Origin of the sequence: Rhodoferax sp. (assembly GCF_028689295.1) — a bacterium.
In the GTDB taxonomy this organism is placed as follows: Bacteria; Pseudomonadota; Gammaproteobacteria; order Burkholderiales; family Burkholderiaceae_C; genus Rhodoferax.
In genome coordinates, this window is the sequence record NZ_JAQTWL010000016.1 from 1 (window position 1) to 13,454 (window position 13,454).

The 13,454-nt window shown below is 60.0% G+C and carries 12 protein-coding genes and 1 tRNA gene; 12 read left to right on the plus strand and 1 reads right to left on the minus strand.

Going from position 1 to position 13,454, the window contains the following annotated elements; all coding sequences use genetic code 11:
• Positions 1–98 precede the first annotated feature (98 nt).
• The 10 genes from PHF15_RS12920 to rimO all read left to right on the plus strand — a co-directional run bounded on the left by PHF15_RS12920 (position 99) and on the right by rimO (position 10,120).
• Positions 99–1,229: an IS110 family transposase gene (locus tag PHF15_RS12920; protein WP_300121653.1), complete on the plus strand. Its 1,131-nt coding sequence runs from the start codon at positions 99–101 to the stop codon at positions 1,227–1,229.
• A gap of 356 nt (positions 1,230–1,585) precedes the next feature.
• Complete coding sequence (locus tag PHF15_RS12925; protein ID WP_300121654.1) at positions 1,586–2,812, plus strand: pyridoxal phosphate-dependent aminotransferase; 1,227 nt, start codon at positions 1,586–1,588, stop codon at positions 2,810–2,812.
• Between the two features lie 20 nt (positions 2,813–2,832).
• On the plus strand, positions 2,833–4,197 hold the full coding sequence (locus PHF15_RS12930; protein ID WP_300121656.1) for a homoserine dehydrogenase: 1,365 nt from the start codon (positions 2,833–2,835) through the stop codon (positions 4,195–4,197).
• A gap of 1 nt (position 4,198) precedes the next feature.
• Positions 4,199–5,626 (plus strand): threonine synthase, encoded by a 1,428-nt coding sequence (gene thrC / locus PHF15_RS12935; protein WP_300121657.1) that lies wholly within the window; start codon positions 4,199–4,201, stop codon positions 5,624–5,626.
• The gene (gene mobB, locus PHF15_RS12940; protein WP_300121660.1) at positions 5,623–6,156 is read left to right on the plus strand and encodes a molybdopterin-guanine dinucleotide biosynthesis protein B; all 534 of its coding nucleotides are present in this window, start codon (positions 5,623–5,625) and stop codon (positions 6,154–6,156) included. The genes thrC and mobB overlap by 4 nt, the downstream gene beginning before the upstream one ends.
• Positions 6,153–7,400: a gephyrin-like molybdotransferase Glp gene (glp, locus tag PHF15_RS12945; RefSeq protein WP_300121662.1), complete on the plus strand. Its 1,248-nt coding sequence runs from the start codon at positions 6,153–6,155 to the stop codon at positions 7,398–7,400. Before mobB ends, glp begins: the two co-directional genes overlap by 4 nt.
• Positions 7,397–7,648: a MoaD/ThiS family protein gene (locus PHF15_RS12950; RefSeq protein ID WP_300121664.1), complete on the plus strand. Its 252-nt coding sequence runs from the start codon at positions 7,397–7,399 to the stop codon at positions 7,646–7,648. The genes glp and PHF15_RS12950 overlap by 4 nt, the downstream gene beginning before the upstream one ends.
• 4 nt (positions 7,649–7,652) lie before the next feature.
• A complete protein-coding gene (locus PHF15_RS12955; protein WP_300121666.1) occupies positions 7,653–8,150 on the plus strand; it encodes a molybdenum cofactor biosynthesis protein MoaE in 498 nt (165 codons plus the stop codon).
• A gap of 18 nt (positions 8,151–8,168) precedes the next feature.
• Positions 8,169–8,717, plus strand: a complete 549-nt coding sequence (phaR, locus tag PHF15_RS12960) for a polyhydroxyalkanoate synthesis repressor PhaR (RefSeq protein WP_300121668.1) — start codon at positions 8,169–8,171, stop codon at positions 8,715–8,717.
• 8 nt (positions 8,718–8,725) lie between these two features.
• A complete protein-coding gene (rimO, locus tag PHF15_RS12965; protein WP_300121670.1) occupies positions 8,726–10,120 on the plus strand; it encodes a 30S ribosomal protein S12 methylthiotransferase RimO in 1,395 nt (464 codons plus the stop codon).
• A gap of 135 nt (positions 10,121–10,255) precedes the next feature.
• Here the strand turns inward: rimO and PHF15_RS12970 are convergent.
• Positions 10,256–10,340: transfer RNA gene (locus PHF15_RS12970), tRNA-Leu, on the minus strand.
• Positions 10,341–10,363: 23 nt separating this feature from the next.
• Here PHF15_RS12970 and rnr point away from each other — a divergent pair.
• Both rnr and PHF15_RS12980 read left to right on the plus strand, forming a co-directional pair.
• Complete coding sequence (gene rnr / locus PHF15_RS12975) at positions 10,364–12,661, plus strand: ribonuclease R (RefSeq protein WP_300121761.1); 2,298 nt, start codon at positions 10,364–10,366, stop codon at positions 12,659–12,661.
• A gap of 25 nt (positions 12,662–12,686) precedes the next feature.
• Positions 12,687–13,445 (plus strand): SDR family oxidoreductase, encoded by a 759-nt coding sequence (locus PHF15_RS12980; protein ID WP_300121672.1) that lies wholly within the window; start codon positions 12,687–12,689, stop codon positions 13,443–13,445.
• The last annotated feature ends 9 nt before the right edge of the window (positions 13,446–13,454 follow it).

Here is a 13,454-nt window from a genome sequence, read left to right on the forward strand (position 1 = left end):
TGTAGACATGATGGATGACCTGCCAACCTCGTAAACGTGGGTTATGTTTCGAGGTTGGAGAACTTCGTAACACAGAGCCATTAACGAGGAGACAGGTCATGGAAAAGTTTAACGGCATTTATGTTGGCTTGGACGTACACAAAGCCACGATAGCGGTGGCGCTCGTCAGGGGGCTGCGCTCACAGGTGCAGTACTTTGGCGAAATCGCCAACACACCCGCGGAAATCAAAAAGCTGGTCAAAAGACTCAGCCCGCAGGGCGAAGTGATGAACTTCTGTTATGAGGCCGGAGGCTGTGGGTACGAGGTCTACTACCAGCTCAAAAAGCTTGGTCAGGCGTGCGAGGTGGTGGCGCCCTCGCTGATCCCGCGCAAGGCTGGCACGCGCATCAAGACAGATCGACGCGATGCCATGATGCTGGCCAAACTGCACAGCAGTGGAGATTTGACAGCCGTGTGGGTACCCGACAAAGAGCAGGAAGCCATGCGAGACCTCAGCCGCGCCCGCGAGGACATGATGCAAATGCAAACCAAGGCGCGCCAAAGACTGGGGGCGTTCTTGCTGCGCCACGGCAAGGTATATGAAGGCAAGAGCCGCTGGACCCAGGCTCATTGGCGCTGGATGGAGACGATCACCTTTGAGACGGCCATGCAACAGATTGTGCTGCAAGAATATATCGAAGCAGCCAAAGACCTGGAGCGCCGGGTGCTGGGCTTGGAAGGCCAGATCAGACTGGCCATGGCGGGCTGGAACCTGGAGCCGGTGGTCAAGGCCCTGATGGCACTGCGCGGGGTCAGCATGATCACGGCCGTCGCCACAATCGCCGAACTCGGAGACCTCACTCGCTTTGACACCCCGAAAGAACTGATGGCCTATCTGGGTTTGGTGCCCAGCGAGCACTCCAGTGGAGGCAGCAAACGCCAGGGTGGCATCACCAAAACGGGCAATGGCCACGTTCGCCGCATGTTGGTGGAGTCTGCTTGGAACTACCGCTTTGCGCCAAGAAAAACGCGCGACATCCAAAAGCGCGCTGAGCAAACCAGCGAGCAGGTGCAGGCGATCGCTTGGGAAGGGCAAAAGAGGCTATGCGCCCGGTATCAAAAGCTGATCAATGCAGGCAAGATCAAACAGCAAGTGACCACGGCGGTGGCGCGAGAGCTCACGGGCTTCATTTGGGCTATCGCCTGTGAAGTCAGTGGCAAGGCGCACGCCAGCAAGGCCACCCAATGAGCACCAGAGTCGGTGACTGCGGTTCAGGGGTTGCAGGAGCCTTTTGCAGAACCCCTGACGCTCCCATGTGGCGCTTCTTTGCAAAAAGGAGCTGACCCACGACTGTAGAGAAGGGCAGCTGCGCGATGAAGACAAGTCAGGTCGGTAACCAACCCACGCATATCAGAGTGATCCACCGTCGCCCCACAGCCTTGTAGCCCCTGAACCACAGTCACTGACTCAGAAAAACCAAGAAACAGAGAAAAAACCTAATCAACTTATTGACAGGTCAATCCATATCGGGAGCGAGATTGGAGCTATGCAACTTGTGGTCAAATTATAGGTTTCACTCTTTAGCGACCACGCCCGGAGGGACTTTGAAGACCATACGCAAATCAGCCAAACTGGCCAACGTCTGTTATGACATTCGCGGCCCGATCATGGACGCCGCGCGCCAGATGGAAGAAGAGGGTCACAAGATCATCAAACTCAACATCGGCAATCTGGCGGTGTTCGGCTTTGATTCGCCTGAGGAAATCCAGCAGGACATGATCCGCAACCTGCCCAATTCGGCGGGCTACTCCGACAGCAAAGGCATCTTTGCCGCGCGCAAGGCGGTCATGCACGAAACCCAGAAACAGGGCATCAAAGGCGTCACACTGGACGACATTTACCTCGGCAACGGCGCCAGCGAACTGATCGTGATGGCCACCAACGCTCTGCTCGACGATGGCGACGAGATTTTGCTGCCATCGCCAGATTACCCTTTGTGGACGGCAGCTGCCAGCCTGTCGGGCGGCACGCCGGTGCATTATCTTTGTGATGAGGCCAATGGCTGGATGCCCGACCTCAACGACATTCGCGCCAAGATCACGCCGCGCACCAAGGGTCTGGTGGTGATCAATCCCAATAATCCGACGGGTGCGCTGTACGCCGATGAATTGCTGGTATCCCTGGTGCAAATCGCCCGTGAACACGGCCTGGTGATTTTTGCCGACGAAGTCTATGACAAGGTGCTATACGATGGCGCCAAGCACACGGCCATGGGCTCGCTGAGCGAGGATGTGTTGACGCTGACGTTTAATTCACTGTCCAAAAGCTACCGCTCGTGCGGCTACCGCGCGGGCTGGATGATTGTCTCGGGTGACAAAAAACCCGCCAAGGACTACATCGAGGGCCTGAACATGCTCTCCAACATGCGCTTGTGTTCCAACGTGCCGGGCCAGTGGGCGATTCAGACGGCGCTGGGTGGCTACCAGAGCATCAACGATCTCGTCTGTGAGGGCGGCCGGTTGCGCCGTCAGCGCGATCTGGCCTATGAACTCATCACTGCGATTCCGGGTGTGAGCTGCGTCAAGCCCATGGCCGCGCTGTACATGTTCCCCAAGCTTGACCCGGTCATGTATCCCATTGCCGACGACCAGCAGTTCTTTTTGGAACTACTGCAGGAAACCAAGGTGATGCTGGTGCAGGGCACCGGCTTCAACTGGCCTGCGCCCGACCATTTCCGCATGGTGTTTTTGCCCTATGAAGACGAGTTGCGCGAGGCCATTGGCCGTGTGGCCAAATTCCTAGAAGGCTACCGCAAGCGGCACAGCAACTAAATTTTTTCCTTATCAACTTTATGAAATCTATTCAAGTCGGCCTGTTGGGCATCGGAGTCGTGGGCTCGGGCACTTTCAATGTGCTCAGGCGTAATCAGGAAGAAATCAAGCGTCGCGCCGGGCGCGGCATCGAGATCACACAAGTGGCCGACCTGAACGTGGCGCGTGCCCAGGAACTGGTGGGGCCGGATGTGACCGTGGTCAACGACGCCCGTGCCGTCATTGCCAACCCCGACATCGACATCGTGATCGAGCTCATTGGCGGTTACGGCATTGCCAAAACGCTGGTGCTCGAAGCCATTGCCGCGGGCAAACATGTGGTCACGGCCAACAAGGCCTTGCTGGCTGTGCATGGCACGGAGATTTTTGCGGCAGCATCAGCCAAAGGCGTGATGGTGGCGTTTGAAGCAGCCGTGGCCGGTGGCATCCCGATCATCAAGGCGCTACGTGAAGGGCTCACGGCCAACCGCATTCAGTGGATTGCCGGCATCATCAATGGCACCACCAACTTCATTTTGAGCGAAATGCGCGACAAGGGGCTGGACTTTGCGGTGGCGCTCAAACAAGCGCAAGCATTGGGCTATGCCGAAGCCGACCCGACTTTTGATATTGAAGGCATTGATGCCGCACACAAGGCCACGTTGATGAGTGCGATTGCCTTCGGCGTGCCGGTGCAATTCGACAAGGCCTACATTGAGGGCATCACCAAGCTCGGTGCCGCCGACATCAAATACGCCGAGCAACTGGGTTACCGCATCAAGCTGCTGGGCATCACCAAGCGGCGCCAAGGCGACGCGACCAAGGGTACGGTGGATGGCATCGAGCTGCGCGTGCATCCCTGCCTGATTCCAGCCAAGCGGCTGATTGCCAATGTCGAAGGCGCCATGAACGCCGTGGTGGTGCAGGGCGACGCTGTGGGCACCACGTTGTACTACGGGAAAGGCGCCGGTTCAGAGCCCACGGCCAGCGCGGTGATTGCCGACCTGGTGGACATCACCCGCCTGCACACCGCTGACCCCAAGCAGCGTGTGCCGCACCTGGCCTTCCAGCCCAACGCCATGAGCGACCTGCCGGTGTTGCCGATGGGCGAGGTCGTGACCAGCTATTACCTGCGCTTGCGTGTGGCCGACGAGACCGGCGTGCTGGCCAAGGTCACGGGCATTCTCGCGGATGCTGGCATCAGCATCGACGCGGTGCTGCAGCGCGAAGCCGACGAGATTGGCATCGAGGTGGCCAGCGGCCAGCCCCAGGTGCCGCAAACCGATGTCATCATCCTGACCCACGACTGCATGGAAGCCCGCATGAACGCGGCCATCGCGCAGATGCAGGCGCTGCCAACGGTGCTGGAGCCCATCACCCGCATTCGCAAGGAAGAACTGGCCTGACATGAAGTACATCTCGACCCGGGGCGACCAAAGCCCCAAGCATTTTTGCGACATCCTGCTTGAAGGCCTGGCGCCTGATGGTGGTTTGTACCTGCCTGAGTCTTACCCGCAGATTGACGATGCCACGTTGAGCCGCTGGCGTGGTGTGTACCACAGCCAAGGTTATGCCGAGCTCGCTTTCGAAGTGCTGTCGCTTTACATCGACGACATTCCCGCGGCCGACCTGAAGGCCCTGTGCCACAAGACCTACACGTTTGAAGTGTTCGGCACCCCGGAGATCGTGCCGCTACGTCCGCTTGAAGATGGCATCTGGCTGGAGGCCCTGTCCAACGGCCCGACGCTGGCCTTCAAGGACATGGCGATGCAATTGCTGGGCAACTTGTTTGAGTACGAGCTGGCGCGCCGTGGCGAAGAGCTCAACATTCTGGGTGCCACCAGCGGCGACACCGGTAGCGCCGCTGAATACGCCATGCGCGGCAAAAAGGGCGTGCGCGTCTTCATGACCAGCCCCGCCGGGCGCATGAGCCCGTTCCAGCAGGCGCAAATGTTCAGCCTGATGGACGACAACATCGTCAACATCGCGGTGGACGGCGTGTTCGACGACTGCCAGGACATGGTCAAGGCGGTCAGCAACGACCTCGATTTCAAGCGTCAGTACAAGATTGGCACCGTCAATTCGATCAATTGGGCGCGCCTGCTGGCGCAGGTGGTCTATTACTTTGCCGGTTACTTCCAAGCCACTCAAAAGAATACCGAAAAAGTCAGCTTCACCGTGCCCAGTGGTAATTTTGGCAATGTCTGCGCCGGGCATGTGGCGCGCATGATGGGCTTGCCCATTGCCCGTCTGGTGGTGGCCACCAACGAAAACGACGTGCTCGACGAATTTTTCAGGACCGGCGTTTACCGGGTGCGCAGCAGCACCGACACGCACGAGACCTCCAGTCCGTCGATGGACATTTCCAAGGCGAGCAACTTCGAGCGCTTTGTGTTCGACCTGTTGGGGCGCGACGCGGCCTTGACCAAATCGTATTTCGGCGATGCCCTGAGCCGCGTGGGTTTCTTTGACCTCGAAGCGCACCCGGCCTTCAGTCAAGCGGCCAGACGCTACGGCTTCGACAGCGGCAAAAGCACCCATGCGGACCGCCTGGCGACCATCAGGGACACCTGGGAGCGCCACGGCATGATGATCGACACCCACACTGCGGACGGCGTCAAGGTGGCACGAGAACACGTGCAGGCTGGCGTGCCGATGATCGTGCTCGAAACCGCTTTGCCCATCAAGTTTGCCGAAACCATCGTCGAGGCCACCGGCCGCGAGCCGGACCGTCCGGCCAAATTCATCGGCATCGAGGCCCTGCCCAAGCGCGTGGTCAGCATGGCGGCCGATGTGCAGGCCATCAAGACCTTTGTCGCCGGGCATTGCGCATGAAGGTGGTTGGCTTTGCCGGTTTTTCCGGTTCGGGCAAGACCACGCTGGTCGAGCGGCTGATTCCAGCGCTGCGGCTCAAGGGCCTGCGCGTCTCGGTGGTCAAACACGCCCACCACCGTTTTGACATTGACCACGAAGGCAAGGACACGTATCGCCATCGCGAGGCCGGGGCCTTTGAAGTGGTGGTGGCATCCGACAAACGCATGGCTCTGATGCGCGAATTCGAGGTCGCCAGGCGGCCCACGGTGCACCAGTTGCTGGCCGAGCTGTACGAGGGCGTGGACTGGGTGCTGGTGGAGGGCTTCAAGGATTCCGATTTGCAAAAAGTGGAAGTCTGGCGCGCCGTATCGGAGAAGCCCGCGCGCTACCCGCAAGACGACTTCATCACGGCCATCGCCACCGATTCGCCCGATCACTTGCCCGTGCCCACGCAACTGCCGGTGCTCGATCTCAACGACCCCGATGCGGTGGTGGACTGGCTGATCGCGCAAGGGCCGCGTTTTGACTATCATTTTGAGAATTACGCATGACCACAGCCCGTCCCGCCCCCAAGCCTTTGATGGCGCTCGATGATGCGCTGGCACAATTGCTGGGCCACGCCACAGCGCTGGTGGGTCAGGAGCAGGTGAGCACTTTCGATGCCGATGGGCGGGTGCTGGCGCAAGATTTGGTGTCGCAACTGCAAGTGCCGCCGCAAGACAACAGTTCGATGGACGGTTACGCGCTGCGGTGTGCTGATTTGGCTGACCTGGCTGATCTGACCCAGTCGCTGCCTGTGTCGCAGCGCATCCCGGCGGGAAGCGCGGGCGCGCCCCTGAAGCCCGGGACCGTGGCGCGCATTTTTACCGGTGCGCCGATTCCGTCAGGCGCCGATGCCGTGGTGATGCAGGAAGACTGCGATGTGCTCGCCGATGGCAGCGTGCGCGTCAAGACCCGGCCTGAATTGGGGCAGTGGATACGTCGCGCTGGTGAAGATGTCACGCGCGGCGCGGTCGTGCTTCAGCAAGGCCAGCGGCTCACGCCCGCCGCATTGGGAATGGCGGCCAGCATTGGCATGGATGTGCTGAGCGTGGCACGTCGCCCCAGGGTGGCCCTGTTTTCAACCGGCGATGAGCTGGTGATGCCGGGCACGGTGGCACCGCAGGACATGCCGCCCGGTGCCATTTACAACTCGAACCGATTTTTCCTGAGGGCCCTGCTGATTCGCCTGGGTTGCGAGGTGACCGACCTGGGAATCGTGCCTGATCAGCGCGATGCCACCATCGACGCCTTGCGCGGTGCTGCCGAACATCACGACGTGATTTTGACCAGCGGCGGAGTTTCGGTGGGTGAGGAGGATCACATCAAGCCTGCGGTGCAAAGTCTGGGGCATCTGGACCTGTGGCAAATTGCCATCAAACCGGGCAAGCCGTTCGCTTACGGTCGCGTTGCCAAGGCACACGTTATCGGCTTGCCGGGTAATCCGGTGTCGAGCTTCGTCACCTTTTTGCTGCTGGTGCGGCCGTTTTTGCTGAAGCTGCAAGGGGTACCGGACGTTGCGGCCAAGCCCATTGCCATGACGGCTCATTTCAGCTGGCCCAAGGCTGACCGGCGGCGCGAATTTTTGCGCGTCAAGCGCGACGGGGCGGGCGGCCTCGACCTGTTTGCCAACCAGAGTTCGGGTGTCTTGACCTCGGCGGTATGGGGCGACGGTTTGGTGGACAACCCGCCGGGCTGCCTGATTGCGCCCGGTGATGTCGTGCGTTTCATTCCCTTTTCGGAGTTGCTGGCATGAAGGTCACCGTTAAATATTTTGCCTCCATCCGCGAAACCATCGGCACCGCCAGTGAACAGCGTGACACCCGGGCAAACTCGCTGGCCGCGCTGCGCGATGAACTCATCGCCTTGGGCGGCGGCTACGCCGAGGGTTTGGCGCGCGGCAAGGCGGTGCGCCTGGCGCTCAACCAGGTGATGTGCGATGAAAGTGTGGTCCTGGGTGAGGGCGTCGAAGTGGCGTTTTTTCCGCCTGTGACCGGAGGCTAAGTTCATGCGCACTGGCAACACGCCCCGGGTTTCCATTCAGACCTCCGACTTCGACCTCGGCGCTGAAGTCGCGGCATTGCGTGCGCAAGATCCGCGCGTAGGTGCCGTTTGCAGCTTCATCGGCACTGTGCGCGATCGCACCGCGGGCGAACCTGGCGCCATCGCGAGCATGGAACTGGAACACTACCCGGGCATGACCGAGAAGTCGATCGAGGCCATGATCGATGCGGCACATCAGCGCTTTGATATTTTTGGTGCCCGCATCATCCACCGTGTCGGGCTGTTGAAACCCCTGGATCAAATCGTCATGGTGGCGGTGACCTCAAAGCACCGGGGCGAGAGTTTTCAGGCCTGCGAGTTTTTGATGGATTACCTCAAGACCCAGGCGCCCTTCTGGAAAAAAGAACAAACGCCGACAGGCGCACGCTGGGTCGATGCCCGCGTCAGTGATGACGCGGCGCTGGCCAAATGGGGCATTGCCCTCGAAAATACGAGCTTATAAGCCCAACCATAGATTGACATGCAAGACAAGACCCCCGAAACGCAAGCTGATCACCGCGTCATCAAGAAGTATCCCAATCGCCGTCTCTACGACACTAAGACGTCCAGCTACATCACCCTGTCGGAAGTGAAGGGCCTGGTGATGCAAAGCGAGCCGTTCGAGGTGGTGGACGCAAAGACCGGGGACAACCTGACGCGCAGCATTCTGCTGCAGATCATTCTGGAGGCCGAGACCAGCGGTTCACCGATGTTCACCGCGCCGGTGCTGGAAAGCCTGATCCGCTTTTACGGCCACGCCATGCAGGGTTTCTTGGGCGGCTATCTGGAAAAAAATATCCAGACCCTGATCGACACCCAAACCCGTTTTGCCGAGCAAACCAAGGGCTTCACACCCGAGATGTGGAAACAGTACACCACCCTGCAGCCACCGGCGATGCAGGCCATGCTGGGCGGCAGTCTGGAACAATCCAGGTCGTGGTTGGCGCAAATGCAGGAGCAAATGCAAAAGCAGGCCGGACAAATGCTTGGCGCCTTTGGCATCAACAACGCGCCTCCCAAAAAAGGTTGAATGTTTGAATGAATGCATCCATCTTGCCGGCGGTTAGAGCGCCGAAAGTAGGCTTTGTCAGCCTGGGGTGTCCCAAGGCGCTGACCGACTCCGAACTGATCCTGACGCAGCTCAGCGCCGAGGGCTATCAAACCTCCAAGACATTCGAGGGTGCCGACCTGGTCATCGTCAATACCTGCGGCTTCATCGACGATGCCGTCAAGGAAAGCCTCGACACCATTGGCGAAGCGCTGGCCGAGAATGGCAAGGTGATCGTGACCGGCTGCCTGGGCGCCCAAACGGGAGAGGGCGGAGGCAACCTGGTGCGCCAAATGCATCCCAGCGTGCTGGCCGTCACCGGTCCGCAGGCTACCCAAGAGGTGATGGACGCGGTACATGCCAACCTGCCCAAGCCGCACGATCCATTTTTCGATCTGGTGCCCAACGCCTTCGGTGTGGCGGGTATCAAGCTCACGCCCCGGCATTACGCCTACCTCAAGATCAGCGAAGGCTGCAACCACCGCTGCACCTTTTGCATCATTCCGTCGATGCGCGGTGACCTGGTGTCGCGTCCGATTGGCGATGTGCTCAAGGAAGCGCAGGCGCTGTTCGCGGGCGGTGTCAAGGAATTGCTGGTGATCAGCCAGGACACCTCGGCCTATGGCGTTGATGTGAAATACCGCATGGGTTTCTGGAACGGCAAGCCCATCAAAACGCGCTTGTTCGAGTTGGCCCATGCCTTGGGCGAGATGGCGAAAGCGAATGGTGCCTGGGTGCGACTGCACTATGTCTATCCGTACCCAAGCGTGGATGACATTCTGCCGTTGATGGCCAGTGGGCTTATCCTGCCTTATCTGGATGTGCCGTTTCAGCACAGCCACCCCGATGTGCTCAAGCGCATGAAACGCCCGGCCAGTGGTGAGAAAAACATGGAAAGGCTGCTGCGCTGGCGCGAGGCTTGCCCGGACATCGTGGTGCGCAGCACCTTCATTGCCGGTTTTCCGGGCGAAACCGAAACCGAGTTCGAACACCTGCTGGATTTTGTGCGCGAAGCACAAATTGACCGTGCCGGGTGTTTTGCCTACAGCCCGGTGGCAGGCGCTGCCGCCAATGAGCTTGGCGGCATGTTGCCCGAGGCGCTGCGCGAGGAGCGCCGTGCCCGCTTCATGGCGGTGGCCGAGGCTGTTTCTGCTTCCAAGCTGCAAAAGCGGGTCGGCACCACAATGCAGATTCTGGTGGACTCGGCGCCTGGCCTGGGGAAAAAAGGGGGCGTCGGGCGCTCTTATGCCGATGCGCCAGAGATCGATGGCCTGGTCAAGCTGCTGCCGCCGGAGAAGATCAGCAAAACGCTGCGCGTGGGCGAATTCACCAAGGCGAGAATCGTCGCGGCGCAAGGCCATGATCTGATTGCCCAGCCATTTTGACGGTCCCGGTTAAAATGGCTGTAACCCACAAAAAAGCCGTTGCAGAAATGTCCACTTTGGTGGCCACTCATGCAACGGCTTTTTGTTCAAAACCCCCAATTACTTTCACAAAAGATAATTGGAATTCATTTATATTGGTGCCCAGGAAGGGACTCGAACCCCCACGAAGTTACTCGCTAGTACCTGAAACTAGTGCGTCTACCAATTCCGCCACCTGGGCATTTCAGGAAAGAAAGGCATTGTATCAAAAATACCAAGCAAACCAGCGCACTGCTGGAAGAAGTTGAGGGAATAGTTCAAGGGCATCGCGACGGTCACGGCTTTGTCATCCGCGATGATGGTGAGGCCGATATTTACCTGCCACCCAACGAGATGCGCGCGGTGCTGCACAAGGACCGCGTCAAGGTGCGCGTGGTGCGCAGCGACCGCAAAGGCCGGCCGGAAGGGCGCGTGGTCGAGATTGTGGAGCGCAGCACCCAGGTCATCATTGGCCGCCTGCTGTGCGAGAGCGGCATCTGGATCGTGGCGCCCGAAGACAAGCGCTATGGACAGGACGTGATGATCCCCAAGGCAGCCACCGGTTTGGCCAAGGTGGGCCAGGTGGTGGTGGTCGAGCTGACCGAGCCACCGGCGCTGTTCGGGCAGCCGGTGGGCCGCATCAAGGAAGTGCTGGGCGAAATGGACGACCCCGGCATGGAGATTGAAATTGCGGTGCGCAAATATGATGTGCCGCATGAATTCTCGGAGGCCTGCATTGCGCTGGCCCGCACCTTGCCCGATACGGTGCGCCCGCAAGACAAAAACCAGCGTGTCGATCTGACCGATGTACCGCTGGTCACCATCGACGGCGAAGACGCGCGCGACTTCGACGATGCCGTCTATTGCGAGCCCACCAAGATCGGCCGTGGCAAGGCGGCTGTGCCGGGCTGGCGTTTGCTGGTGGCCATTGCAGATGTCAGTCATTACGTGGGAAACGGCTCGGCCATCGACATCGATGCCTACGAGCGCGCCACCAGCGTCTATTTCCCGCGCCGGGTCATTCCGATGCTGCCCGAAAAACTGTCCAACGGCCTGTGTTCGCTCAACCCCGAACTGGAGCGCCTGTGCATGGTCTGCGACATGTTGGTGAGCCAGGACGGCGAGGTCACCGCGTACCAGTTTTATCCAGCAGTAATGTGGAGTCACGCGCGCTTTACCTACACCGAGGTGGCCGCCATTTTGGCCAACACGCGCGGCCCGGAGGCAGCCAAGCGACCGGAGCGCATCACCGACCTGATGAATCTGCACGACGTTTACCGTGCCCTGCTCAAGTCGCGTGAGCGCCGCGGTGCGGTTGATTTTGAAACGGTGGAGACGCAAATCGTCTGTGACGAGGCGGGCCACATCGAGAAAATTGTGCCGCGCACGCGCAACGACGCGCACAAGCTGATCGAGGAAGCCATGCTGGCGGCCAACGTCTGCAGCGCCGACTTCATTGCGCAAAGCAAGCACGTCGGCTTGTACCGGGTGCACGAAGGTCCGACCCCTGAAAAAATTGAATTGCTGCGCAATTTCCTGAAAATCATCGGGGTGGGTCTGAGCGTCAGTGACGACCCAACGCCTGCTGAATTCCAGGCCATCGCCAAGGCCACCAAAGACCGGCCAGACGCGCAGCAGATTCAAACCATGCTGCTGCGCTCCATGCAGCAAGCCATTTACACGCCCGAAAACAGCGGCCACTTTGGCCTGGCTTTTGAGGCCTATACCCACTTCACCAGCCCGATCCGGCGCTACCCTGACCTATTGGTGCACCGGGTCATCAAGGCGATTTTGCTCAAGGGCAAGTACCAGTTGCCAATTTTGCCGACACCGGGCGAACAGCACGCCAAGTTATCCAAACGGCTGGAAAAAAACCTGGCTTCGCGCGTCAAGGAGCCCGGCCAGAAACCGCGCAAGCTCAGTGCCGAGATGCAGGGCTGGCAAGCCGCCGGCCTGCATTGCAGCGCCAATGAGCGCCGCGCCGACGAAGCCAGCCGCGATGTGGAAGCCTGGCTCAAGTGCAAGTACATGCGTGATCACCTGGGCGAAGAGTTCGGCGGCGTGGTCAGCGCGGTGACCAGCTTCGGCATTTTCGTCACGCTCGACGCCATGTACGTCGAGGGCCTGGTGCACATCACCGAGCTCGGTGGCGAGTATTACCGTTTTGATGAAGCGCGCCAGGAGTTGCGTGGCGAGCGCACCGGCATGCGCTATGCGCTGGGCACGCGGGTGCGGGTGCAGGTGAGCCGGGTTGATCTGGACGGCAGGCGCATTGATTTCCGCCTGCTCGCCGAGAGCGATGGGCTGCTGGCCCGTCCGTCAAAGGAGCGTGAGTTGGCCTATGAAGGCATCGACCGCAAGTTGTTCGCCGACGATGCCGGTTCGGGCAGTGCCGGTCGGCGCAACCGCAGCATCACCGAGCCTTTGCCTCGTGCCGGTGCAGCCAAACGCTCGGGTGGTGCCAAAACGTCTGTGCCAGCCAAAGCTAAGGACAAGGCGCGCAAACCACGCCGGCGCAGTTGATCAAAACTTGAATCACTTGAAAACCATGACGGATACAAACAGGGTCGCACTGGTCACAGGCGCGGGTTCAGGTATCGGCAAAGCGGCCGCGCTGGCCTTGTTGGCCGGTGGCTGGCGGGTGGTGCTGGCGGGGCGGCGCTTGCAGCCTTTGCTGGATGTGGTGGTCTTGTCGGGCGCCGTCGAACGCGCACTTGCCGTGCCTGCCGACGTTTCGCAAGAGGCTTCGGTGGTCGCGCTGTTCGATGCCGCCGTGCGGCAATTTGGCCGAGTCGATGTGCTGTTCAACAACGCCGGTACCAGTGCACCGCCTGGCGTGCTACTGGAAGACCTGACATTGGCCGATTGGCAAAAGGTGGTAGATGTCAACCTGACCGGCATGTTCTTGTGCCTGCGCCAAGCCTTTCGCGTCATGAAAGCGCAAACGCCGATGGGCGGGCGCATCATCAACAATGGCTCGATTTCAGCCAACGCACCGCGCCCCAATTCCATCGCCTACACGGCCACCAAGCACGGCGTGTCGGGCCTGACCAAAACTGCCTCGCTCGATGGTCGCAAATACAGCATTGCCGTGGGACAGATTGACATTGGCAACGCGGCCACCGACATGACCCAGCGCATGCAGACGGGTATCTTGCAGGCCAATGGCACGCTGGCGGTCGAGCCGGTGATGGACGTGGCCATTGTGGGCCACTCCGTGCTTTACATGGCCAATTTGCCGCTGCAGGCCAATGTCATGTTCCACACCGTGATGGCGACCAACATGCCGTTTGCCGGGCGCGGCTAATAAGCCGCG